Source organism: Streptomyces sp. NPDC052910 (assembly GCF_055585605.1).
On sequence record NZ_JBVJJR010000003.1, the window covers coordinates 1,172,579 to 1,197,066 of the forward strand.

Consider the following 24,488-nt stretch of genomic DNA (forward strand, 5'->3'; position numbering starts at 1 on the left):
GGGCACCGCCCCCGCAGCCCGTCCTCACCGGTCGACCTCCTCGAACAGCTCCTCCCACCGGTCCAGCACCCGCCCCAGCTCCAGCGGCGCCACGTGCTCCCGCGCGGCCCGCCCGTACCGCTCCCGCAGCGCCGCGTCCCGCACCAGCTCCCCCAGCGCGGCGGCGAAGGCGTCCCCGTCCCCGCGCGGCACCAGCACCCCTGTCCGCCCGTGGTCCACCAACTCCCGGACGCCACCGGAGAGATCGAAGCTGACACACGGCACCCCACAGGCGGACGCCTCCGCGAGGGCCATGGGCCGGCCCTCGCACTCGCTGGTGAGGGCCACCACGGACAGCTCCCGGTAGGCGGCGGCCATGTCCCGGACGGTGCCCCGGAAGCGGACCCGGTCCGCGATCCCGAGCCGCACGGCCCGTTCGCGCAACGCCGCCTCCTCCGGTCCGTCGCCGAAGAAGTGCAGCTCCCAGTCGGGCCGCCCGGCGCAGGCCGCGGCGAACGCGTCGACGAGGCGGTCCAGCCGCTTGACCGGCTCCAGCCGGCCGACCGCGCCGACGCGCCGGGTGTCCAGCGGCGCCGGCGGGCCCGGGGCGAAGGGGAGCGGGTTGGGCACCACCGCCGCGTTGGGCAGCCGGCGCCGGCGGAACTCCTCGGCGTCCGGCTCGCTCAGGAACACGGCCTTCTCCAGAGCCGGATAGTGCCGCAGGATCAGCCGGAGGTTGGCGGACGCCGCGGCCTGCGCGAAGGACTCGTGGTACTGGCCGATGGCCTTCAGGTGCCGCCGGTCCACCGTCCGCAGCCAGTCCGCCGCCCACGGCGACCCGATGACGACGTAGCCGTGCCGCACCGCCGCGAACCGCCGGGCGAGCCGCTCCCTGGCCCGCTCCCCGTCCCGCCGCGCGGCGCGCAGGGCCCGCAGCCGCGACGGCCGCAGCCGCTCGGCCGCGGTGACGGCGGTCCGGGCGGGAGCCGCCGGCGACCGGTACAGCGTGGCCCGCCGGTACGCCGGGCGCGCGTGGTACGTGTGCGGCTCGGGGCTGGGCCGGATGCCGACCAGCTCCACACGGTGCCCGCGGTCCGCGAACCCCTGGGCGAGGGTGTGCAGCACCCGCTGGGAGCCGCCCATCGAGTCCACGTCCACGCCGACCAGGAACAGGTTGCGCCGGGAGGCGGCGGAACCCCGGCCGCCCGACGGCCCGTTCACCGTGCGCCCCCGGTGAAGAAGAGGTCGACCACGGCCTTGGCGGCCCGGCCGGTCTCGTACGGGTTGAACCGTGCCCTGAACCGCTCGTACGCTCCCGCCCATTCCTCCCGCACCGCCGGCAGGTCCCGCAGTGCGGCGGCGAGTTCCTCCATGCCGGTGAGGACCGGGCCGGGGGCGATGTCCGCCAGCTCGTAGTAGGTGCCGCGCAGGGCGGACCGGTAGGCCGGGTAGTCGTCGGCGTAGAGCAGCACCGGCCGGCCCAGGTTGACGTAGTCGAACATCACGGAGGAGTAGTCGGTGAGCAGCGCGTCCGAGGCCAGCAACAGGTCGTTCAGGTCGGCGAACTCCCGGCCGTCGCGCACCGCGTGGCCCACTTCCCGGGTGACGGCGAACCGCTCGTAGTAGTGCGGGCGGACCACCACCGTCCACTCGTCGCCCACCCGGCGCACCAGTTCCTCCAGGTCCACCCGGATCGACGCGCCGCTGGCCCGGGCGCCGTCACGGAACGTCGGCGCGTAGAGCAGCACCTTCCTGCCGTCGGGGATCTCGAGACGTTCTCGGGCGGCGGCGGCGCGCTCACGCTGGGCGGGCTCGTTCCACCGGACGAGGACGTCATTGCGCGGGAGGCCGGTGCGCAGCAGCTCGCCGCCGTACGCGTTCCCCCGGACGAAGGTCCGTTCGAACTCCTCGCTGGGGGCGATGAGGGCGTCCCAGCGGTCGACCATGGCCTGGTGCCGCGCGCGCCGGGCGGGCCCGGCGAGCCGCAGCTCGGGGGCGTCGTACCCCATGTGCTTGAGCGCCTGGCCGTGCCAGGTCTGGAGGTAGCGGGTGCCGGGGTGTTTGGGGATGTGGGAGGGGAAGCCGTGCGAATCGATCCAGTAGCGGGCGCGGGCGACCGTCCGTACGTACTCCCAACTGCCGCGCCGCACCAGCGGCAGGCCCTTCGGATAACCGGCCTTGCTGCCGGTGTAGGACCAGACGGCGTACAGCGGGAGGTCGCGGCGGAGCAGCTCCTCGTGGATGTAGCGGGGACTGTCGGCGTAACCGCGGCCCTCCAGGGCCTCGAAGACGACGAGTTGCTCGTCGACGGGGAGCCGGTGGAGCTCGTGGGAGACCAGGGCCTTGGCGCCGGGTCCGTTGGCGCGGCGGACCGGCCGCGCGCAGCGGGCCCTGACCGGCTCCAGGCGTGGCGCGAGGGACTCGGCGCGGGCGCGCACCCCTGTGCGCTCCCACCGGATCTCCAGCCGCCCCAGCCCCCCGTCCTCGCAGCCCACCCGCACGTCGTGCCCGCCGACGCGGGCCCGCAGTCCGGGGCGCCCGGTGGGGGCGAGGACGGGATCGGTGCGGCGCAGCCCCAGGCGGCCGAGGGTCACCACCGGGTGACGCCGGCCGGTGAAACCCTTGGGGCCCAGCGGCACCCGGGCGAGATCGAGGACGAGCTCGGCGGTGCGGACGCCGGGGTCCTCCGGCACCGGGCCGTAGCCGAAGGGGACCACGAGCGGTGCCGCCCGGGCGGCGACGCGGAGTTCGGCGGTGACGTCGGCGGGGCCGGCGAGGAGCCCGCCCGGGTCGTAGGTGCGCAGGGTGATCCGCAGCCGGGTGCCGTGCGGTTGGACGCGGGTCACCTCGTGCCGGAGCGGGCCGGTGGTGAAGGGCTGGGTGTCCAGGTGCCAGTCGGTGATGTCGAGCGCGGCGGCCCCCTCGGCGTCCGCCGGCGCGGTGCCGCCCCAGTACGTCCGGCCCGCGTGCCGGACGACGCGGCGCGGGGCGATCCGGGGCCGGTCGAGGGTGCGCGCGCACTCGGCGGCCTCGGCGAGGCGCCCGGCGCCCAGCAGGTACTGGCAGATCCGCTGCTCACGGGGCAACGCCTCGACCGCCCGCGGGTCGACGCCCGCCAGGAAGGGCGTGACGACCTCCGCGAACCGCTCGGTCCAGCGCCGGTCCCGGAACGGGAGGTCGCCGAGGTAGAGCCGCAGGGCGTGGCGGAGGAACGCCTCGTCCTTGGCCGGCTTGAGCTCCGTGCGGCCCGCCTCCTTCAGGAAGGCGTCGGTTCTGCGCGAGGCGGTGAGGCGGTCCACGACGTTTTGGATGCGGTGGCGGCTGGAGGAGATGGAGAGGGCGGCCGGGTCGGCGGCCAGCCGCCAGGTGTAGACGGACCAGGGGACGACGGCGAAGCGTTCGGCGAGCGTGTAGGCGCGGGCGCTGAAGTACTGGTCCTCGAAGTGGATGTCCTCGGGGAAGCGCAGCCCGTGGCGGGCGAGGAAATCCGCGCGGTAGAGCTTGTTGGTGGAGAGGTGGTCGAGGAAGAACTCGGGGGCCGACCCGATGCCCTCCACGACGCGGGGTTCGGCGAACAGCCGGGGGTACCAGAGGCCGGTGGTGCCGGTGGCCTCGTAGAGCCGGGTGACCTCGCCGACCACCAGGTCGACGCCGGTCCGCTCGGCGGTCAGGAGCAGGGATTTGCAGGCGTGGTACGGCAGTTCGTCGTCGCTGTCGAGGAACATCAGGAAGGGCGCGCGGGCGGCGTCGGCACCCGCGTTGCGCGGGGCACCGCAGCCCCCGCTGTTGACGGGCAGCCGGAGACCGCGCACCCGCGGGTCGGCGGCGGCCAGCCGGCGGATCTCCTCGGGGGTGCCGTCGGTGGAGCAGTCGTCCACGACGATCACTTCGAGGTTGCGCAGTGACTGGCCGAGGACGGATCGCACGGCGCGCGGCAGCCGGCCCTCGTCGTTGTGGACGATGACGACGACGCTGACGTCGGGGACGGGACGCTGGGGCACGGCGGACACAAGTCACCTCATCTCGGACGGATCCCGGAGAGCCGGATCACTACTCAGAGAGTAGGTGACACCACTGACAGTCACCGTTCGGGCGGCCCGCGGGCGGCTCCGCCAGGCCGCCGCCACCAGCACCGCCGCCATCCCGGTGAACATCACGATGTCCTTGAAGGCGTGCCGTCGCGCGCTCCCCAGCTCGGGCCAGGACACCCCGGCGAGCTGCGGCAGCAGGGCCATCCAGAACCACACCGAGCGCGCCGCGGCTCCCCGCACCACCACCGACGCGACCAGCGCGGGCACGATGACCAGGGCGTAGTGCAGGAAGGACGGCCGGGACACCACGAACGCGGCGAGCATCAGCAGCGACCCGCACTCGACGAGCCGCAGCGCCTCGTCGCCCCCGCGCAGCCAGCGCAGCCGGGCCACGGCGAGCACCGTCAGGGCGGCGCAGACGGCGAGGGCGAACGCGAGGTGGTGCGGAACGCCCAGGCGGGGCAGGACGGCGGTCCACGAGGCGTCGAAGGGCGCGGCGTAGTCGTCCTGGCCGTGCAGCAGGAACGGCAGCGTCTTGGTGAGGAAGAGGCCCGGGCGGGGCATGGCGAGCGCCGCCACCAGGGAGATCGCCGCGGGCAGGGCCACCGCCCAGGCCAGCGCCCGTCGGCGCCGGGCGAGCACGAAGAGCAGCAGCAGCGGGACGAGCATCGGTTTGAGCGCGACGGCCAGGCCGACGGTGACGCCGGCGGCGGTCCAGCGGCCGCGCAGGGCCAGCAGCAGCGCGGCCGGGAAGGCCACGGCCGAGGCCGCCGTCCAGTTGCCCAGGTGGACGATGCTCTGGAAGGGGAGGAAGAGGCCGAGGCCGGCGGTCAGGGCGGCGGCGAGCCGGCTGTCCGCCCGGACGTCGAAGATCCGCAGGGCGAGCGCCACGCCGGCGAGCACCAGCGCGGCGGTGGCGAACGGCACCGCGCGGGACAGCGTGGCATTGTCGAACGGTGCCTGCGGCAGCGCCGCGAACACGGCTCCCGGCAGATAGAGGAACCGTTTGTCCGCGTACGGCGAGCCGCCCTCCAGCAGGGCGCGGGCGGCCCGGACGACGACCGCGTTGTCCATGCCCGCCCGGCGGACGCCCAGCATCCGGCCGGCGCTCAGCACATAGACCAGCAGCGCCGCCGACAGCACGGGCCAGGAGGCCCGGCCGGCGATCCAGCGCGCGAAGGCGTCCCGGGACGGAGGCCCGTCGTCCGGCGCACTCATCGTTCGACCTCCAGCAACATCAGTCCTCCGGGGCCCCGGGCGACACGCCGCAGGGCCGGGTCGTCGGACGGCAGGCCGGGCCCGCCGTCCTTCTGCAACACCCATCGCGCCGCGTACTCCCGGAGGGCGCCCAGCCGTTGCGCGCGGGTGGCGGAGGGCGCGTAATAACGCCGTGTCACCGCCCTGCGCTCCCGTTCATCGCTGAGGAACACGTCCGGGTAGGCGGGGGCGACGGTGTACGGCCCGTACGCGGGCAGCATCCGCAGCGCGTGGTAGTCGTCGGTCATGACCGTCTGCCCGGCCGGCACCCGCCCGGCCACCCAGGTGAACGACGGCCAGGGGGCGATGGACGGAACGTGGGCCCGCACGGCGCGGGCGGCCCGGGCCGGCAGGACGTAGGCGACGGCCCCGACCTGCGTCCACGCCCCCGCCACCAGGGCGGCGGCCGTCGCCCCGACGAGCACCCGCGCGGCCGCCCGGTCGCGCCCGGCGCCCGCCGCCTCGACCGCGAGGGCCAACTGCGCGGGGAGCAGCACGGCGGGCAGGATCCGCCCCCAGGACCAGTGGCCGCTCAGCCCGCCCGCCGCGAAGACGGCCGCGCCCAGCGAGAACAGCAGGACCAACGGGTCGCGGCGGTCGCGCCGCCACCGTGCGCCGAGGGCCACGACCCCCAGCGCCACCAGGCAGAACTTCGTCGTCAGGTGCTGGTACAGCGGCCGGTGGATGGCCTCCAGGCCGTCGGCGCCGAAGAGCGCGGTGAAGGGGTAGTACGGCCAGCCGGCGAGCACCGCCCCGGCGAGCACCGCGCCGGCAGCCACCCGGAACCACACAGCGCGCGGCGGCAGAGGGCGCGCCCCCAGGAGCACCGACACCACCCCCAACGCCGCGACGGCTCCCGTGAATTGGTGCACCAACAGCACCAGGGCGAACAGCAACCCCAGCCACAGAAAGCGGACCACCCCCCACCGCTCCATGACCGCCCGGCGCGACAAAGCCCACAGATGCAGCGCCAGCCCCAGCGCCAACGTGCTCGGATAGGCGACGGTCAGGGCCAGCGAGGTGAGGCCCGGCACCCCGCTCCAGGCGAACAGCCGGGTGCCGTACAGGAAGAGGACGCACAGCAGCGCCAGCGGCACGGCCGCGCGCCGGCCGGTCAGCGTGCGGACGAACGCGCGCACCCCGGTCCCGAGCGCGACGAGTCCGGCGAGCGCGGCCAGGTGCAGCACGGCCAGGGCGGACGCGCCGGTCGCCGAGGCGAGCAGGGCCAGCAGGACCATCCAGGGCGAGTAGTAGGGACTGGGCACGTCCGCGTCCACCAGCGGGTGGCCCGGATGCGGCAGGTCCGCGCGCAGCCGTTCGACCACCGCCGCGTGCATCCCCAGGTCACCGGCCCACGGCAGCCGTACGGCGGCGGCCAGCAGCAGGGCGGCCGGGAGCAGCGCGGCGAGCAGCAGGGCGCGGTACGGGAGGTCCGCCGGGGCGCCGGCGGCCGGCGGGGCCTCCGTCCGGGTGGTCACGGCGCGCGGTTCAGCGGTCCCGCCCACCGCTCGCCCGCAGCTCCTTGGCCCGCAGCCGCCAGGGCATCGCGACGGATTCGAGCTGCACGGTCAGGCTCATCTTGGACTCCCCCACCGTCCGGTCCTCGAAGTGGATCGGCACCTCCACCACCGTGAATCCGGCCCGCAGCGCCCGGTACTTGGTCTCGACCTGGAAGCTGTAGCCCGCGCTGTCCACGGTGTCGAGGTCGAGTGAGCGCAGCGCCGCCGCGCTCCAGAGGTTGAAGCCGCCGGTGATGTCGCGCAGCCGGGTGCCGAGGATGGTGCCGGCGTAGGCGTTGGCCCAGCGTGACAGGAGTCTGCGGTGGGCCCCCCAGGCGGCGGAGAGCGTGCCGCCGGGCACGTACCGGCTGCCGACGACGACGTCCGCGCCGGTCGACAGGGCGACGCCCAGCATTTCGGCGATCTTGCCGGCCGGGTGACTGCCGTCGGCGTCCATCTGCAGGACGTACGCCGCGCCGTCCTCGACCGCCCGCGCCATGCCCGCCGCGTACGCCCGCCCGAGGCCCTCCTTGACGGTGCGGTGCAGCACGGAGACGCGGGGCCGGCCGGGCTCGTGGTACTTCTCGGCCAGTTGGTCGGCGACCCTCCCGGTGCCGTCCGGGCTGTCGTCGTCGACGACCAGCAGCCGCAGCCCCTCCAGCGGCAGCGCCATCAGCGCCTCCGCCATCATCGGCAGGTTCTCCGCCTCGTTGTAGGTGGGCATCACCACGGTGGTCACCGTGCGGGCCCACTCGGCGGGCAGCGGGGTCAGGACGGCGGGGGTGTGCGGAACGCTCATGGGCTGTCCTCGTCGGTAGGGGGCGGTGGCGGGAGTGCGGGCGACGGGTCCCCGGGCCGGGCGGCGAGGTCCGGGCGACGGGTCCCCGGTCAGGCGGCACCGAAGCGGATGGCCGCGTCGGGGATGGCGGTGCCACACCAGACGCGGGCCCCTTCGCGCAGTTCGTTGTCCGCTCCGACCTCAGCGTGATCTCCGATGACGGCGCCGTCCAGCACCGTGCGCGGCCCCACCCGCGCGGCGGTGCCGATCATGGACGCCCGGACCCGCGCGCCCGCCTCGACCCGGGCTCCGTCCAGCACCACGGACCCGGTGATCTCGGCACCCGCCTCGATCCGCGCCCCCGCGCCGACGACCGTCCCCCCGGCGAGCCGCGCGCCGGGCTCGACGTGGGCGCCGGGCAGCACCAGGTGCTCGCCCGGTTCGCCCGGCACCGCCGGGGACCGGACGATGCCGCGCACCAGGTCGGCGGAGGCCTGGATGAACGAGGCGGGCCGGCCGAGGTCCAGCCAGTACGACGCGTCGACGACGCCGTGCAGCAGCGCGCCGCCGTCCAGCAGCCCGGGAAAGGTCTCGCGCTCGACGGAGACCGGGCGGCCCGCGGGGATGGCGTCGATGACCTCCCGCCGGAAGACGTAGCAGCCGGCGTTGATCTGGTCGGTGACGATCTCCTCGGGGTGCCGGGGTTTCTCGGTGAAGGCCAGGACACGGCCGTCGGGGTCGGTGGGCACCAGGCCGTACGCCCGGGGGTCGGCCACCCGGGTGAGGTGCAGGGTGACGTCGGCCTGGGTCCGCTCGTGACGCCTGAGCAGGGCGGGAATGTCGAGGCCGGTGAGGATGTCGCCGTTGAAGACCAGCACCGGCTCGCCCGGCCGGGCGGTGAGCGCCTCGGCGGCGCCCCGGATCGCCCCGCCCGTGCCGAGCGGCTCGTCCTCGGTGACGTAGGTGAGCCGGAGGCCGTAGGCGGAGCCGTCGCCGAAGTACGGCTCGAACACCTCGGCCAGGTACGACGTCGCCAGTACGACGTGTTCGACCCCGGCCGCCCGGGCCCGGGCGAGCTGGTGGGCGAGGAACGGGACTCCGGCGGCCGGGACCATCGGCTTGGGTGTGTTCAGTGTGAGCGGCTGGAGCCGAGTGCCCTTGCCACCGACGAGCAGTACCGCCTCTGTCATGCCATGTCCTCGCGCATCGTCATCGCATCGTCGCACTGCGTCCGGTTTCGCCGGAAATTACACTACAATCGGCTGTCTGCGTGCAATGTCCGCTATGCGTGGCGACCGTATCGGGAGATGCCCTTGCGACAGACGACGGCAAGAGGGAGACGCCTGCCCGGTGCGGCGAGGCTGCTGGCGCTCGGACACGAGTTCGCGAAGTTCGGCACCGTCGGAGTGCTGGGGATCTTCGTCAACTTCGGCGTCTTCAACCTGTGCCGGGGTATCACCAGGCTCCCCGTCGTCCGGTGCAGCGTGGTCGCCACCGTCGTCGCCATCGCCTTCAACTACCTGGGCCTGCGGTACTTCACCTACCGCGACCGCGACAAGAGCCACCGCAGCCGGGAGGTGCTGCTCTTCGCGGTCTTCAGCGCCATCGGCCTGATCATCGAGAACGGCGTCCTCTACGTCGCCACCTACGGTTTCGGCTGGGGCTCGCCGTTCCAGAGCAACCTCTTCAAGTTCCTCGGCATCGGGACCGCCACGCTGTTCCGCTTCTGGGCGTACCGGGCCTGGGTCTTCCGGTCGCTGCCCCGCCACGGCCGCCCGCATGCCGCGCCCCCTCATGACGCGCCCGCCGAACCCGACCCGGCCGCGTACCGACCCGAGACCACCGCACCTCCACCGTAGGAACCACCGGGCCCCAGGACAGCAGGACCGGGCGGCCGGGCCGCCAACGCCGGCGGAACCGGCAGGAACACGGGGGTGAAGAAGGACGAAAAGGGGCGGCCCCGGGGTCGTGGAACCCCGGGGCCGCCCCTCCGCTACGACGTGTCAGCTATGCGTCCGCAGCAGCGTACGCATCGTCCGCATGGCCACCGACAGGTTGGCCAGGTCGAACGAGTCCGAGCCGCGGATCTCGTCCAGCGTGGTCCGCGCACGGCTCAGGATCGGCGCGTTCTTCTCCTCCCACGCCGTGAAGCGCTGCTCCGGCGTGGAGGAGCCGTTGCCCACCGCCAGGATGTCGGCGGTCAGCGCGGCGTGGCACGCGTACAGGTCCTCACGGATGGAGGCGCGGGCCATGGACTGCCAGCGGTCGGCGCGCGGCAGCTCGATGATCTTGTCCATGAGCTGGGTGATGTGCAGCCGGTCGCCGAGGTCGTAGTAGACCTCCGCCACGAACAGCGGCTCCTTGCCCGTGCGCTCCGCGATGGCGACGATGTCCAGCGCCGGGAAGACGGACGAGAAGCCCGCGACCCGGACGGCCAGCTCGCCGGGGATGCCGGCCTCCGTCAGCTCGTCGTGGATGGACTGCCACCAGTCGAGGTCCGCGCCGCGCAGCAGCTTGGGCAGCTCGCCCCAGACCGTCGCCACGCCGTCGCGGAAGAACTCGATGGTCTCGGCGAGCCGCAGCGGCTGCGGACGGTTGTTGAGCAGCCAGCGGGTGCCGCGCTCGACCAGCCGCCGCGAGTGCAGCCGCACCCGGGTCTGCACGTCCGCCGCGACCTTGTTGTCCAGCGCCTCGACGGCGTCCCACACCCCGCTCAGACCGAAGATCTCGCGGGCCGCGGTCTGCGCCCGGACGATCTCCTCCAGCGAGGCCCCGGTCTCCTCCCGCAGGCGGTGCAGGAAGGTCGAACCGCCGGTGTTGACCGTGTCGTTGACGAGGACGGTCGTCACGATCTCGCGCCGCAGGGCGTGGCTGTCGATCTGCTCGCCGAACGACTGCCGCAGGGCGGCCGGGAAGTAGGCGTAGAGCAGGCGCTGGAGGTACGGGTCGTCCGGCAGGTCGGTGGCCAGCAGCTCCTCGGCCGTCGTGATCTTGATGTAGGCGAGCAGGACCGCCAGCTCCGGCTGCGACAGGCCGCGCCCGGCGGAGAGCCGCTCGCGGATCTGCCGGTCGGTCGGCAGGAACTCCAGCGCACGGTCCAGGTGACCGTCCCGGCTGAGGCGGCGCATGATCCGCTGGTGGGCGTGGAGCAGGCTGGGCGCCTGGGCCACGGCGTTGGCCAGGGCGACGTTCTGCGCGTAGTTGTTGCGCAGGACGAGGTCGCCGACCTCGTCGGTCATCTCCGCCAGCAGCTTGTTGCGCTGCTTGACGGTCATGTCGCCGTCGGTGACCAGCGCGTTCAGCAGGATCTTGATGTTCACCTCGTGGTCCGAGGTGTCCACGCCCGCGCTGTTGTCGATGGCGTCGGTGTTGACCCGGCCGCCCGTGAGCGCGAACTCGATCCGGCCGAGCTGGGTCAGGCCCAGGTTGCCGCCCTCGCCGACGACCTTGACCCGCAGGTCGCCGCCGTCGACGCGGATCGCGTCGTTCGCCTTGTCCCCGACGTCCGTGTGGGACTCGGTGGACGCCTTGACGTAGGTGCCGATGCCGCCGTTCCACAGCAGGTCGACCGGGGCCCGCAGGATGGCCTTCATCAGCTCGGCGGGGGTCATCTTGGTGACGCCCGGCTCGATGCCGAGGGCCTCGCGGACGTGCGCGTTGATCGGGATCGACTTGGCCGACCGGGGGTGCACGCCGCCGCCCTTGGACAGCAGCGAGGTGTCGTAGTCGGCCCACGAGGAGCGCGGCAGCTCGAACAGGCGCCGGCGCTCGGCGTACGAGGTGGCGGCGTCCGGGGTCGGGTCCAGGAAGATGTGCCGGTGGTCAAAGGCGGCCACCAGGCGGATGTGCTCGGAGAGCAGCATGCCGTTGCCGAACACGTCACCGGACATGTCACCGACGCCGACGACCGTGAAGTCCTCGGTCTGGGTGTTGTGCCCCAGCTCGCGGAAGTGGCGCTTGACCGACTCCCAGGCGCCGCGGGCGGTGATGCCCATGCCCTTGTGGTCGTAGCCCGCGGAGCCGCCGGAGGCGAAGGCGTCGCCGAGCCAGAAGCCGTACGACTGCGCGACCTCGTTGGCGATGTCGGAGAACGTCGCGGTGCCCTTGTCGGCCGCGACCACCAGATAGGTGTCGTCCTCGTCGTGGCGCACGACGTCCTTCGGCGGCACGACCTCGCCGCCGACCATGTTGTCGGTGATGTCGAGGAGGCCGGAGATGAACGTCTTGTACGAGGCGATGCCCTCGGCCAGCCACGCGTCACGGTCCACCGACGGGTCCGGCAGCCGCTTGCCGACGAAGCCGCCCTTGGCGCCCACCGGCACGATGACGGTGTTCTTCACCATCTGCGCCTTGACCAGGCCCAGCACCTCGGTGCGGAAGTCCTCCCGCCGGTCGGACCAGCGCAGACCACCGCGGGCGACCTTGCCGAAGCGCAGGTGCACACCCTCGACGCGCGGCGAGTAGACCCAGATCTCGAAGGCCGGGCGCGGCGCCGGCAGGTCGGGGATGGCCTGCGGGTCCAGCTTGATCGACAGGTAGTCGTGCGGCTCGCCGTCGGCGTCCCGCCGACCCCCTCCTTCGCTTCCGGCGCTGACGCGCTGGAAGTGGTTGGTCCGCAGCGTGGCCTTGATGACCGTGAGGAACGCCCGCAGGATGCGGTCCTCGTCGAGGCTCGCGACCTGGTCGAGCGCGCCGTCCAGCTCCTCCAGCAGCCCGTCGATCAGCTCGCGCCCGGCGCGCTGGAGCGCCGGCGACATCCGGGCCTCGAACAGGTTGATCAGCAGGCGCGTGGTGTGGACGTTGTTGCTGAGGGTGTCCTCCATGTACGACTGGCTGAACGGCGTACCGGCCTGCCGGAGGTACTTGGCGTAGGCCCGCAGCACCATCGCCTGCCGCCAGTCGAGACCGGCGCGCAGCACGAGCTTGTTGAAGTTGTCGTTCTCCGCCTTGCCCGTCCAGACCGCGGCGAACGCCTCCTGGAAACGGCCGCGGGCGTCGTCGCCCTCCACGTGCTCGGGCATCCGCAGCCCGAAGTCGTAGATCCACGCGGCCGTCCGGTCCGAGCAGCGCAGCTCGTACGGGCGCTCGTCGACGACCTCGACGCCCAGCCGGCTGAGGACCGGCAGCACGGCGGAGAGCGAGACCGGGTCACCGGTGCGGTAGATCTTGAAGCGGCGCTCGTTGGGAGCCGCGCCGACCGGCTCGTAGAGGCTGAACGCGAAGTCGCGGTCGCCCGCGATGACCTTCTCCAGATGCTGGAGGTCGGCGACGGCGGCGCGCGGGCTGTGGTCGGCCTTGTAGCCCTCGGAGAAGGCGTGGGCGTAGCGGCGCAGCAGCTCGGCGGCGCGCTCCTCGCCGACCTCGGCGGTGAGGGTCTCGGCGAAGCCGTCGGCCCAGGAGCGGGCGGCCTCCACCAGACGCGCCTCGATGCGCTCCTCGTCGGCGTCGCTCAGCTCCGGCAGCGTGGAGCCGGGCTCGACGCGGACCACGAAGTGCAGCCGGGACAGGACCGACTCGGTGTTCCAGGCCGTGAAGTCGACGCTGGTGCCGTTGAGCTCTTCCTTGAGGATGTCGATGAGCCGCAGCCGGACGCCGGTGGTGTAGCGGTCGCGCGGCAGGTAGACCAGGGCCGAGTAGTAGCGCCCGTACTCGTCGCGGCGCAGGAAGAGCCGCAGCCGGCGGCGCTCCTGGAGGTAGAGCACGCTGGTGGCGATGGAGCGCAACTGGTCGGCCGGGGTCTGGAACAGCTCGTCGCGCGGGTAGGTCTCCAGGATCTGGAGCAGGTCGCGCCCGTCGTGGCTGTGGGGCGAGAAGCCGGCGTCGGCCAGCACCTGGGCCACCTTGCGGCGGATCACCGGGACCCGGCGCACCGACTCGGTGTAGGCGGCCGAGGAGAACAGCCCCAGGAAGCGGCGCTCGCCGACGACGTTGCCCTCGGCGTCGAACTTCTTGACGCCCACGTAGTCGAGGTACGAGGGGCGGTGCACGGTGGCGCGGCTGTTGGCCTTGGTCAGCACGAGGAGCCGGTGCTCACGGGCCTTGGCCCGGGCGTCGGCCGGCAGCCGGCTGAACGACGCGGAGGCGGGCCGGGACAGCGGCGCGTGCGGGCCCTCGTGGTGCCCGTCGACGGTGTGCGCGGGGTCGGAGCGGAGGATGCCGAGGCCGGTGCCGGGGACGGCGGTCAGCGCGTCCTCCTCGCCGCCGTCGGCGGGCACCCTGGTCAGCTCGTACTCGCGGTAGCCGAGGAACGTGAAGTGGTCCGCGGAGAGCCACCGCAGCAGCTCGCGGGCCTCGTCGACCTCGGTGACCGGCAGGTCGGCGGGGGCCGGCTCGTCCTGCATGCCGTCGGCCAGCCGCAGCGCGGCGTCCCGCATCTTCTCCCAGTCCTCCACGGCCTCGCGGACGTCGGAGAGGACGCGCAGCAGGTCGGTGCCGATCTGCTTGAGGTCGTCACGGTCGGTCTCGCGGTCGATCTCGACGTGGATCCAGGACTCGACGAGCGCGTCGTGCGGCAGCTCGGCGTCCTTGCCGCTGCCGTGCGCGTCGCAGTTGGAGCCGAGGACCTCCAGCAGACGGCCGGTCAGATCCCGGCGGACGATCATCTGCGGGTGGATGACGACGTGGATGCCGCGGTTCTGCCGGGAGAGCTCGTTGGTGACCGAGTCGACCAGGAACGGCATGTCGTCGGTGACCACCTCGACCACCGAGTGGCTGCACGTCCAGCCGTTCTCCTCGACCGTCGGCGTGTGCACCCGCACGTTCGCGGTGCCCTGCGGCCGGTTCTCGGCGAGCCGGTAGTGCGACAGCGCCGCGCCGAAGACGTCGACCGGGTCGCGGCCCGTCAGGTCCTCCGGCGCCGTGTGCAGGTAGTAGCGCTGGAGGTACGCGGTCAGGGTGTCCTGGTCGAGCCCGCCCTCACCGTTCGGCCCGGTCGGGTGCTGCGCCCCGGCCGGGGTGTTCTCGGCGACGCGGGCCGCCCGCGCGAGCAGCTCGGCCTTGGCTTCGTCCAGCTTGGTCTGCATGTCCTCTGGCTCCTGTCGCGCGCCGTTGCGTGACATAGGTGGTGAAGGCATCACGCCGCGACGCCGGTTCTCCGGTCGACTTCGACGGTATGCCGGGATGAGGGGTGACCGGGCCGTTCTCGGACAACTCTGTCAGAAACGTCAGAAGCGTCGGACGGGCCCGGTTCCGGGGACCAGCGGTGGCCCGGGCGCCGTGGCGCTCCGGGCGGCGCACAGAGGCGTCGTCGCCCCTGCGGGATATCGCGCTGATCACCCGGTAAGGCTATCGCTCTTCCGGGGGACCGCGTCATGAGCCGATTGTGTACAAAAGACGGCCCCTGTCTTTGACGGTCTGGACAGCGACCCGTCCCCGGCCACGTCCCCACACCCCTCGTCGGCGCTCCCCTCGCCGCCTTCCCCCCGTTCACCTCGGCATTCGTCGTACCGCGGGGCCGGAACCGGGCGGCGCCCGGCCCCCGGCCCCTCACCCCACCAGACGCTCCGCGAGCTCGACCGCCTCCGTCAGGGTGTCGACCACCGGCACCCCGGCGGCGGACAGGCTCGCCCTGCTGTGCGAGCCCCCGGTGTACAGCACCGCCTTCGCGCCCACATGGGCGGCAGCGAGGGCGTCGTCCACCGCGTCCCCCACGACGACCACCCGCTCGGGCACCGTGCCCTCCAGTGCCGCCACGTGCCGGGCCATCTGCTCGGCCTTGCCCCGGTCGCTGCGGCCGGTCCGGCCGTCGACGCGGACGAAGTGCCGCTCGATGCCGTACGTCCGCACCAGGGGTATCAGCTCCTCGTGCGCCGCCAGGGAACAGAGCGACTGGGTGCGGCCCGCCGCCTGCCGGTCCGCGAGCAGTTGCCGGGCGCCCGCCGCCAGCTCGGCGTCCACGGCGTACTTGGCGTAGTGCCGGTGGAACGCGGCGTCCATCACCTGCCACTCGGCGTCGCTGGGCAGCCGGCCCATCAGCCGCTCGTAGAACCGCGGCACGGGCACGCAGTACAGGTCCCTGTACCGCTCCAGGGTGATCGGGGCCAGGCCCACCTCGGCGAACGAGGCGTTCGTCGCGGCCATCACCGCGTCGACGTCGTGCAGCAGCGTGCCGTTCCAGTCCCAGACGATGTGAGCGCCGTGCTGTGTCATGGGACGACCGTACCGGCCCCCACTGACAACGCCCCGGTCCGCCCTTGGGCCTCGTGGACCCCTCAGATCAGGTTGGGGATCTCCTGCACCCCGAACCACATCAGGTCGTGGTCCTCCGCGCCGTCCACCGTGAACCGGGCGTCGTCGTCGCCCTGGTCGGCCGCGCCCAGCGCCGCCGCCGCGGCCGCCACGTCCGCCTCGGCGTCGTCCGCGTCCACGTGCACGGCGGCGGCCTTCGCCAGCGGCACCGGCCGGGTCAGCCGCACCTCGCCGATGGCCGACTCGTCGAGCCCCCGGTCCGGGTCCACGACCGCCTCGCGGTCCGGTACGTCGACCGCGACGACCACCCGGCGGCGCGGGGCGTCGGGGTCCGTGGCGATGCGCCGCAGCGAGGCCTGCGCGGCACGTCCGAGCGCCGCGTACTCGAGCTCTTCCATGTCGTCGGAGACGTACCACTCGCGCAGCGCGGGGGTGACGGCGTAGGCGTCGAACGGGGCCGGGCCGAGCTCGCCCGCCCGGTGCGCCTCGGCGAGACCGGGGAGGGTCAGAGGGACGTAGACGCGCATGTCCGCCGCTTTCCGGAGTACCTGTGGATGAGTGCTGCCAGCATACGGGGGCGCGTCCCCCTTCGAAGTGCCGGGAGCCCGCCGAGCGGAGGCCGGGCCGGACCCGCCGAACCGCCGCGACCTGCGGAAACCGCGGAACCGCCACCCGGATAGGTGAATCGCCTCCGGTGACCGGAGGCCCTTGTCGGGCCCCTCGGAACGCCGGTAGAAGATCCCCGACCGAAGGGGGCGACCAGCGTTGCAGAGCACCACAGGACCGGGCCGGGACACCGCCCGGCGCACCGCACCACCACGACGGACGGATGCCCGGCGTCCCGGCGCCGGCCCGGCCGTCCGCCGGCTCCGCGCGGGCATCCCGCGCTACTGGTTCGCCGAACAGTTGCTGCTCACCCTGAGCGGACAGCGCCCGGTGCACCGGATGCTCGGCCACACCCTGCCCGCCGCCTACGACCTGCTTGTCGAGCTGGCCCCGCAGGCGCCCCTGCGCCCGCGGCCGCCCGGTGGCGCTCCGGTCGTCCACCGCTGCGACGAGTTCCAGCCGCGCCCCGGGGTGATCGAGGCCTACGCGCGGATCGGATCCGGGGACCGGGTGCGGGCCCTGGCCTTCCGGCTGGAACAGGGCACGGACCGCCGCTGGCGGTGCTCCGCCGTCGAACTGGGCGGCGCCCGCGCCTGAGCGCCGCGCGCCTGTGGCACCGGATCACGGGCCCGGACACGCCGGAGGGGCGGGACGCACCGGCGTCCCGCCCCTCGACACGACCTCTCAGGTCACTTCTTGCGGCGGCGGCCACCGCCGCCGTTCCGCTGCGCCTTGCGGCGCTCGGCCCGGGTCATCCCGTCCGCCGCGGAGCGGACCGGAGCCTCGTCGTTGGTGAAGTCGCCCTCGACGACACCGCCCTCGCCGTCCACCGTCGGGGCGGAGAAGTGCAGCCGGTCCGGGCGCTGCGGGGCGTCGAGGCCCTTGGCCCGGATCTCCGGCCGGGCGGCCGGCACCGCGTCGGCGGGCGCCTTCTCCAGCGACGGGGCCTCGCCGGCCTGGACCGGGACCTCCTCGAGCTGCTGGTCGACCTGGACCTCCAGGTTGAAGAGGTAGCCGACCGACTCCTCCTTGATGCCCTCCATCATGGCCTGGAACATGTCGAAGCCCTCGCGCTGGTACTCGACCAGCGGGTCCTTCTGGGCCATCGCGCGCAGGCCGATGCCCTCCTGGAGGTAGTCCATCTCGTAGAGGTGCTCACGCCACTTGCGGTCCAGCACCGACAGCACCACGCGGCGCTCCAGCTCGCGCATGATGTCGGAGCCGAGCTGCTCCTCGCGGGCCGCGTACTGCTCGTGGATGTCGTCCTTGACGGACTCGGCGATGAACTCGGCGGTGATGCCCGCGCGGTCGCCCGCCGCCTCCTCCAGCTCCTCGATGGTGACCTTGACCGGGTAGAGCTGCTTGAACGCGCTCCACAGCCGCTCCAGGTCCCACTCCTCCGCGAAGCCCTCGACGGTCTCCTGGCGGATGTAGTCGTCGATGGTGTCGTCCATGAAGTGCAGGATCTGCTCGCGCAGGTCCTCGCCCTCCAGGACGCGCCGGCGCTCGCCGTAGATGACCTCGCGCTGGCGGTTGAGCACCTCGTCGTACTTCAGGACGTTCTTGCGGGTCTCGAAGTTCTGCTGCTCGACCTGCGACTGGGCGGAGGCGATGGCCCGGGTGACCATCTTGTTCTCGATCGGCACGTCGTCGGGCACGTTGGCCATGGCCATCACGCGCTCGACCATCTGGGCCTTGAAAAGGCGCATCAGGTCGTCGCCGAGGGAGAGGTAGAAGCGCGACTCGCCCGGGTCGCCCTGACGGCCGGAACGGCCGCGGAGCTGGTTGTCGATACGGCGGGACTCGTGCCGCTCGGTGCCCAGGACGTAGAGCCCGCCGAGCGCCTTGACCTCCTCGAACTCCGCCTTGACCGCGGCCTCGGCCTTCTCCAGCGCGGCCGGCAGGGCGGCGGCCCACTCCTCGACGTGCTCCACCGGGTCCAGGCCGCGCTGGCGCAGCTCCGCCTCGGCGAGGTCGTCGGGGTTGCCGCCGAGCTTGATGTCCGTACCGCGGCCGGCCATGTTGGTGGCGACGGTGACGGCGCCCTTGCGGCCGGCCTGCGCGACGATCTGCGCCTCGCGCTCGTGGTGCTTGGCGTTGAGGACCTCGTGCGGGATGCCGCGCTTGGAGAGCTGCTGGGAGAGGTACTCCGACTTCTCCACCGAGGTGGTGCCGACGAGGATCGGCTGGCCCTTGGCGTGCTTCTCGGCGATGTCCTCGACGACGGCGTCGAACTTCGCGACCTCGGTGCGGTAGATCAGGTCCGACTGGTCCTTGCGCTGCATCGGACGGTTCGTCGGGATCGGCACCACGCCGAGCTTGTAGATCTGGTGGAACTCGGCGGCCTCGGTCATGGCCGTACCGGTCATGCCGGAGAGCTTGTTGTAGAGGCGGAAGAAGTTCTGCAGGGTGATCGTGGCGAGCGTCTGGTTCTCGTCCTTGATGTCCACCCCTTCCTTCGCCTCGATCGCCTGGTGCATGCCCTCGTTGTAGCGGCGGCCGGCGAGGATACGGCCGGTGTGCTCGTCGACGATCATGACTTCGCCGTCCATGACGACGTAGTCCTTGTCCTTCTTGAACAGTTCCTTCGCCTTGATGGCGTTGTTGAGATAACCGACGAGCGGCGTGTTGACCGATTCGTAGAGGTTGTCGATGCCCAGCCAGTCCTCGACCTTGGTGACACCGGCCTCGTGGATGGCGACCGTGCGCTTCTTCTCGTCGACCTCGTAGTCGCCGGTCTCCTCGATGCCCTTCTGCGGGTTGGCCGGCTCGCCGCGCTTGAGCCGGGTGACCAGCTTGGCGAAGTCGCCGTACCACTTGGTGGCCTGGTCGGCCGGGCCCGAGATGATCAGCGGGGTACGGGCCTCGTCGACGAGGATCGAGTCGACCTCGTCGACGATCGCGAAGTTGTGCCCGCGCTGCACCAGCTCGTCCTGCGACCACGCCATGTTGTCGCGCAGGTAGTCGAAGCCGAACTCGTTGTTCGTGCCGTACGTGATGTCGCAGTTGTACATCTCGCGGCGCTGGGCCGGCGTCATGTTGGCCAGGATGCAGCCGACCGACAGACCCAGGAACTTGTGGACCCGGCCCATCATTTCGGAGTCGCGCTCGGCGAGGTAGTCGTTGACCGTGATGAGGTGCACGCCGTCGCCGGAGAGCGCGTTCAGGTAGGCGGGCAGGGTGCCGACGAGGGTCTTGCCCTCACCGGTCTTCATCTCCGCCACGTACCCGAGGTGCAGGGCGGCGCCGCCCATGAGCTGGACGTCGTAGTGGCGCTGGCCGAGCACGCGCTTGGCCGCCTCGCGGACGGTCGCGAACGCCTCGGGGAGCAGGTCGTCGAGGCTCTCGCCGTCGGCGTACCGCTGCTTGTACTCCTCGGTCAGGGCGCGCAGCTCGGCGTCGGAGAGGGTGAGGAAGTCCTCTTCGATGGAATTGACCTGGTCCGCGATGCGGTGCAGCTTGCGCAGGATCTTGCCTTCTCCTGCACGCATGATCTTGCCGAAGACGGACACGTAGGCTGACTCCTTGCCGGTCGGGCCTGGCACTGGCTGTCCCCCGCCACCGGCGGGGAGAGGGTGCGCGGGCACGACGGGACAGTCCCCGCCGCAACGGCCATCGTAAGCGAGGACCCCACCGCGCCGGGAGGTCCGTCATCGCGGAGGCCGGGGATCACCCGCACGGTGAACGCACGGGGCATCCCGGAGGTGCCCGACGGTGGTAACCAAGATGCGGAATGTTGCCTTCCGGTCCTCCGCGCGCTTCCCGCCGCCCCGGCTTCCGGACCGGCCCGGTCCGGATCCAAGCCGTCGTCCACCGCGCGCCCGGCCGGACATGACGCCCCCACCACGAAATCCCCCCGACCCCGCGACGCGACAGCGGCCACCCAGCAGACTCTCGGATCATGGAACCGACATCCCTCACCACCGAACGCCTGCTCCTGCGCCCCTTCGCCCCCGATGACGTCCCGGCCGTGCACGCCGCCTGCCAGGACCCCGCGATCCCCCGCTACACCCCCGTCCCCTCCCCGTACACGCTCGACGACGCCCGGCTCTACGTGACGGAGAGCTGCCCGCGCGGCTGGCGCGAGGACACCGCGTACACCTTCGGCGTCTTCGCCCGGGACGACGGCCGGCTCGTCGGCTCGATGGCGCTGATACAACTGAAGCTGCACGCCCCCGAACGGCAGGCCGAGATCGGCTACTGGACCGTCAGGGAGGAGCGCGGCCGCGGATTCACCACCGAGGCGGGCCGCGCGGTGGTCCGATGGGCGTTCGAGGACCTCGCGGCGGAACGGCTGGAGTGGATCGCGGAGGCCGGCAACGAGGGCTCGTGGGCCGTCGCCCGCGGCCTGGGCTTCCGCAGGGAAGGCATCGCCCGCGCCCTGATCCCGCACAACGGCACCCGCCGCGACGCCTGGACGGGCACGCTCCTCCCCTCCGACCTCGGCCTGCCGACCGGAACGCCCTACCTGCCGTACCCGGGCCGGGACCGCCCCGCCGAGGACTGACCGAGGGCGTTGTCAGTGCCTCGTCCTAGGGTGTGCCCCATGACAACCGCCGCCGCTCGCAAGGGCCCTGGGCCCGCCATCAGCCTCTCCGCCGACGAGGCGCGCCGCATCGCACTGCGCGCCCAGGGCCTGCTCGGCGCCCCTGACCGGCGCGCGGGGGTGCGCGGAGTGCTGCGGCGACTGGGCGCCGTGCAGTTGGACACCATCTCGGTACTGGCCCGCTCACACGAACTGGTCCCCTACGCCCGGCTGGGCGCCGTGGGCCGGGACGCGGTGGAGTCCGCCTACTGGACGCCGCGCCCGGCCGACGGCCCCGCGGAGCCGCCGCGCGGCTTCGAGTACTGGTCGCACGCCGCGTGCGTGCTGCCCATCGAGGAGTGGCCCCTCTTCGCCTTCCGGCGCCGGGCGCGCCGGCAGCGCGGCTACCGCTGGCACATCATGGCGGACGCGGAGCGCTCGTGCGCGGCCGTGCGCGACCGGCTGCTGGCCGACGGGCCGCTCACGGCGACCGAGTTGGGCGGCGCCAAGAAGGGCGGCCCGTGGTGGGACTGGTCCGAGACGAAGGTCGCCGTCGAGTGGCTGCTCGACACCGGGGAGGTGGTCTGCACCGAACGCCGCGGCTGGAAGCGGGTGTACGACCTGGCCGAGCGCGCGGTGCCGGACCCCCTCTTCCACGACGACCTGGACGACGCGGCGTGCATACGGCGCTTGGTCGCCCAGGCCGGGGCGGCCATGGGGGTGGCCACCCGGGCGGACCTGGCGGACTACCACCGGCTCAAGGCCGAGCAGGTGGACGCGGCACTGGAGGGCTCGGGCCTGGTCCCGGTGGAGGTGGCCGGCTGGGCCGCGCCCGCCTGGGCCGACCCGACGGCGCTGGACGCGGAGTCGACGGCCCGGGGGCAGCGGCACCGTACGACGCTGCTCTCCCCCTTCGACTCGCTGATCTGGGACCGGCCGCGCACGGAACGGATCTTCGGCTTCACGCACCGACTGGAGGCCTACGTCCCCAAGGCCAAACGCGTGCACGGCTACTTCGCGATGCCCCTGCTCGCGGGCGGCCGGCTGGTGGGCCGGGTGGATCCGGCACGGGAGGGACGCACCCTGGTCGCCCGGCAGGTCTCGCTCGCCGGGTCCGGGGCGGTGACACCGATGGCCCGCGCGCTGCGCGAGGCCGCCGAGTGGGTCGGCTGCGCCGATGTACGGGTGGAGCGCTGCGACGACCTACGGCTGGGGGAGGCGCTGCGGACCGCACTCAAGGACTGACGCGCGCGACGATCGACCCGCGCAGGAACCGACGTACTCACGAGGCGGCCGGCGGCCCGGCCGCCGGGTAGCCGAACAGGCGAAAAGGCGGGTCGGCGGATCTCCAGGATCTTCTCCCGCATCGCGTACACCACCGCCTCCATCCTGGAGTGCAACCGCGACTTCTCCAGGATGTTGCGGACATGGTTCTTCACCGTGTTCTCGCTGATACTGCGTCACTCCGGGGGATAACCCCCGGACCCCCAGCCGGGGCCGGCGCGCCTCAGCGGATCTCCAGGATCTTCTCCCGCATCGCGTACACCACCGCCTCCATCCTGGAGTGCAACTGCAACTTCTCCAGGATGTTGCGGACATGGTTCTTCACCGTGTTCTCGCTGATGAACAATTCCTTGGCGATGTCACGGTTGTTCATGCCGGTGGCGACCAGCTTGAGTACCTCCAGCTCACGGTCGGTCAGCCGGGGCGCGGGCACCAAGCGGCGTTCGTCGGTGCGCTGGATCATGGACTTGAACTCGGTGAGGAGCTTGGACGCCATGGAGGGACTGATCTGCGACTGCCCGTCGGCGACGGCCCGGATCGCGGTCGCCACCTCGTCCGTGGAGATTTCCTTGAGCAGGTAGCCGGTGGCACCCGCCTTGATCGCGTCGTAGAGGTCGGCCTCCTCGTCGCTGATCGTCAGCATGATGATCTTGGCGCTGGGGGCCACCTCCTTGATGGAGGTACAGGCCTCGATGCCGCCACGCCGCGGCATCCGCACGTCCATCAGCACGATGTCCGGCAGCAGGTCGGCGGCCTTGTCCACGGCCTCGGCCCCGTCACCGGCCTCGCCCACCACGAGGATGTCCTCCTCGTGCGCCAGCACGATCTCCAGCCCCCTGCGGAAGAGGGCGTGATCGTCGACGACCAGGACCCGGATCGGCTCGCTCCGCGGGGCCGCGCCCGTGACCGGGTCCGTGCGGGCGCCCTCGACGTCGTCCTCGCCGGGCCCGTTCACGAATCCGAACCTGTCCGCCATTGTTCCTCCCCCTGAAGGCCATGGCCCCTCACGGTTGCACGGTGCGCGCCCAACCGGTCCCGCCGGACCAGCCGTTGCCGCCCGCCCATGATTCCATGCCGGGCCGTGCCGCGCTGCCGCCCGCGACGGCGCGCGGGGCGCATGACGGCGCCCCGGAAGCCCTCCCGGGCTCCGGGGCGCCGCCTCGGACGGGTCGGCGGTCCCGCACCGGCGTGGCGTGTCGCGATCACGCACGGCCGGCGTCGCGCCGCGGCCCGGCGTCAGCCGCCGAGCGCTCCGCCGGCACCGCCGGGCTCCACCTCGGCGAAGGGGTCGGCGTTGAGGTGGATGACGCCGTAGTCGTAGGCGTGCCGCCGGTAGACGACACTGGGCATCTTGGTGTCGGAGTCGACGAACAGGTAGAAGTCGTGGCCGACCAACTCCATTTCGTAGAGCGCCTGGTCGAGCGTCATCGGAGCGGCGGTGTGGGTCTTCTCGCGGACCACGATGGGGCCCTCGCCCCGGATCTCCAGCGGCCCCACACGGGTCACCGGCACCTCGTCCGCGGTCTCCGTGGCCAGGTGGCCGCTGTCGTCGAGGCGGGCGGCGCCGTCGACGGCGACCCCGACCTCGCTCGCCGGAATGCGTCCGCTGCCCCGGCGGTCGAGACGCTTGTCGTGCTGCTTGCGCAGCCGCGCTTCCAGCTTGGCCGTGGCCAGGTCCAGCGCGGCGTAGGGATCCGTCGCGGCGGCCTCCGCCCGGATCACCGGTCCGCGGCCGCGCAGGGTGATCTCGACGCGGTCCGAACGGTCCGCCTGCCTGGGGTTGGGCTCCTTGGACACCTCCACGTCGAGGCTGATCACCTTGCCGTCGAGCTTCTGGATCTTGTCGACCTTCAGCTTCTCGGCCACGTGCTTGCGAAAGCGCTCGGGCACCTCTGTCTTGCGGCCCTTGACGACGATGTCCACGCAGAACTCCGTTCCCGGATCGCTCCGCCGAAGGTGCGGAGCGCATCCCTCTTGCATCAGGCCCCGGGGCTTTCCGGAGCCACCGACACGGCGGTTCCACCTCCTCCTCCCGGCGGCAAGACCTGCGTCCCACCCGGTTCCAGCTTCTTCGAGGGCACGCAAACCGCGCCAATCGGAGATATGAGTCATAGCTTTCGCCATTCCTCACAACCGAACATATCTCGCGGGGAGGCCCGTCGGTACCCCTTACCCCGCCGTACCTCCATTCAGGTGTTCTCCACCCGTTTCCATGAGGAACGACGGGGCTTACCTGCGAGTTCCGCTTGACGCCCCGGCGGTCCTCCCCGCTTGGTTGACGTCTGTCCCCCACCGACGCCCCTCATTCCTCCGAGATCACGTTCGTCCACACACCCCCCACG

At 72.5% G+C, this 24,488-nt stretch carries 16 protein-coding genes and 1 pseudogene; 4 read left to right on the forward strand and 13 right to left on the reverse strand.

Features of this window, described 5'->3' with window-relative positions; translation table 11 throughout:
• Positions 1-24: 24 nt before the first annotated feature.
• The 6 genes from ACZ6X9_RS16205 to manB form a co-directional block, all read right to left on the reverse strand.
• Positions 25-1,200, reverse strand: coding sequence for a glycosyltransferase (locus tag ACZ6X9_RS16205; protein ID WP_469778604.1), 1,176 nt, complete (start codon positions 1,198-1,200; stop codon positions 25-27).
• On the reverse strand, positions 1,197-3,980 hold the full coding sequence (locus tag ACZ6X9_RS16210) for a bifunctional glycosyltransferase/CDP-glycerol:glycerophosphate glycerophosphotransferase (protein WP_469778605.1): 2,784 nt from the start codon (positions 3,978-3,980) through the stop codon (positions 1,197-1,199). The genes ACZ6X9_RS16205 and ACZ6X9_RS16210 overlap by 4 nt, the downstream gene beginning before the upstream one ends.
• A 12-nt stretch (positions 3,981-3,992) precedes the next feature.
• Positions 3,993-5,228 carry a glycosyltransferase 87 family protein gene (locus ACZ6X9_RS16215; RefSeq protein WP_469778606.1) on the reverse strand — a complete coding sequence of 412 codons (1,236 nt, stop codon included), beginning with the start codon at positions 5,226-5,228 and terminating at the stop codon, positions 3,993-3,995.
• Positions 5,225-6,745 (reverse strand): hypothetical protein, encoded by a 1,521-nt coding sequence (locus tag ACZ6X9_RS16220; RefSeq protein ID WP_469778607.1) that lies wholly within the window; start codon positions 6,743-6,745, stop codon positions 5,225-5,227. Before ACZ6X9_RS16220 ends, ACZ6X9_RS16215 begins: the two co-directional genes overlap by 4 nt.
• Positions 6,746-6,755: 10 nt before the next feature.
• Positions 6,756-7,565 (reverse strand): polyprenol monophosphomannose synthase, encoded by an 810-nt coding sequence (locus tag ACZ6X9_RS16225; protein ID WP_469778608.1) that lies wholly within the window; start codon positions 7,563-7,565, stop codon positions 6,756-6,758.
• 89 nt (positions 7,566-7,654) lie between these two features.
• Positions 7,655-8,734: a mannose-1-phosphate guanylyltransferase gene (manB, locus tag ACZ6X9_RS16230; RefSeq protein WP_469778609.1), complete on the reverse strand. Its 1,080-nt coding sequence runs from the start codon at positions 8,732-8,734 to the stop codon at positions 7,655-7,657.
• Positions 8,735-8,851: 117 nt separating this feature from the next.
• Here manB and ACZ6X9_RS16235 point away from each other — a divergent pair, with 117 nt between their 5' ends.
• Positions 8,852-9,403 (forward strand): GtrA family protein, encoded by a 552-nt coding sequence (locus tag ACZ6X9_RS16235; protein ID WP_469778610.1) that lies wholly within the window; start codon positions 8,852-8,854, stop codon positions 9,401-9,403.
• 144 nt (positions 9,404-9,547) lie between these two features.
• Here ACZ6X9_RS16235 and ACZ6X9_RS16240 read toward each other — a convergent pair whose 3' ends face one another.
• The 3 genes from ACZ6X9_RS16240 to ACZ6X9_RS16250 form a co-directional block, all read right to left on the reverse strand.
• The gene (locus ACZ6X9_RS16240) at positions 9,548-14,566 is read right to left on the reverse strand and encodes an NAD-glutamate dehydrogenase (RefSeq protein WP_469778611.1); all 5,019 of its coding nucleotides are present in this window, start codon (positions 14,564-14,566) and stop codon (positions 9,548-9,550) included.
• A 463-nt stretch (positions 14,567-15,029) separates the two neighbouring features.
• On the reverse strand, positions 15,030-15,692 hold the full coding sequence (locus ACZ6X9_RS16245) for an HAD family hydrolase (protein WP_469778612.1): 663 nt from the start codon (positions 15,690-15,692) through the stop codon (positions 15,030-15,032).
• A 62-nt stretch (positions 15,693-15,754) separates the two neighbouring features.
• Positions 15,755-16,258, reverse strand: coding sequence for a DUF6912 family protein (locus tag ACZ6X9_RS16250; RefSeq protein WP_469778613.1), 504 nt, complete (start codon positions 16,256-16,258; stop codon positions 15,755-15,757).
• A gap of 238 nt (positions 16,259-16,496) precedes the next feature.
• On the opposite strand from ACZ6X9_RS16250, the gene ACZ6X9_RS16255 reads away from it, so the two are divergent.
• Positions 16,497-16,934, forward strand: a complete 438-nt coding sequence (locus ACZ6X9_RS16255) for an Rv3235 family protein (protein WP_469778614.1) — start codon at positions 16,497-16,499, stop codon at positions 16,932-16,934.
• 92 nt (positions 16,935-17,026) lie between these two features.
• Here ACZ6X9_RS16255 and secA read toward each other — a convergent pair whose 3' ends face one another.
• Entirely contained in the window at positions 17,027-19,849 is a 2,823-nt protein-coding gene (secA, locus tag ACZ6X9_RS16260) for a preprotein translocase subunit SecA (RefSeq protein ID WP_469778615.1), read from the reverse strand.
• 389 nt (positions 19,850-20,238) lie between these two features.
• Here secA and ACZ6X9_RS16265 point away from each other — a divergent pair, with 389 nt between their 5' ends.
• Positions 20,239-20,844 (forward strand): GNAT family N-acetyltransferase, encoded by a 606-nt coding sequence (locus tag ACZ6X9_RS16265; RefSeq protein WP_469778616.1) that lies wholly within the window; start codon positions 20,239-20,241, stop codon positions 20,842-20,844.
• A 39-nt stretch (positions 20,845-20,883) separates the two neighbouring features.
• The gene (locus ACZ6X9_RS16270) at positions 20,884-22,107 is read left to right on the forward strand and encodes a winged helix-turn-helix domain-containing protein (protein WP_469778617.1); all 1,224 of its coding nucleotides are present in this window, start codon (positions 20,884-20,886) and stop codon (positions 22,105-22,107) included.
• A 134-nt stretch (positions 22,108-22,241) separates the two neighbouring features.
• On the opposite strand, the pseudogene ACZ6X9_RS16275 reads toward ACZ6X9_RS16270, so the two are convergent.
• The 3 genes and pseudogenes from ACZ6X9_RS16275 to hpf form a co-directional block, all read right to left on the reverse strand.
• Positions 22,242-22,316, reverse strand: a pseudogene (locus ACZ6X9_RS16275) (LuxR C-terminal-related transcriptional regulator); the annotation flags it as partial.
• A gap of 53 nt (positions 22,317-22,369) precedes the next feature.
• Positions 22,370-23,122 (reverse strand): response regulator, encoded by a 753-nt coding sequence (locus ACZ6X9_RS16280; RefSeq protein WP_469778618.1) that lies wholly within the window; start codon positions 23,120-23,122, stop codon positions 22,370-22,372.
• A gap of 260 nt (positions 23,123-23,382) precedes the next feature.
• The gene (gene hpf / locus ACZ6X9_RS16285) at positions 23,383-24,069 is read right to left on the reverse strand and encodes a ribosome hibernation-promoting factor, HPF/YfiA family (RefSeq protein WP_469778619.1); all 687 of its coding nucleotides are present in this window, start codon (positions 24,067-24,069) and stop codon (positions 23,383-23,385) included.
• Positions 24,070-24,488: the final 419 nt, after the last annotated feature.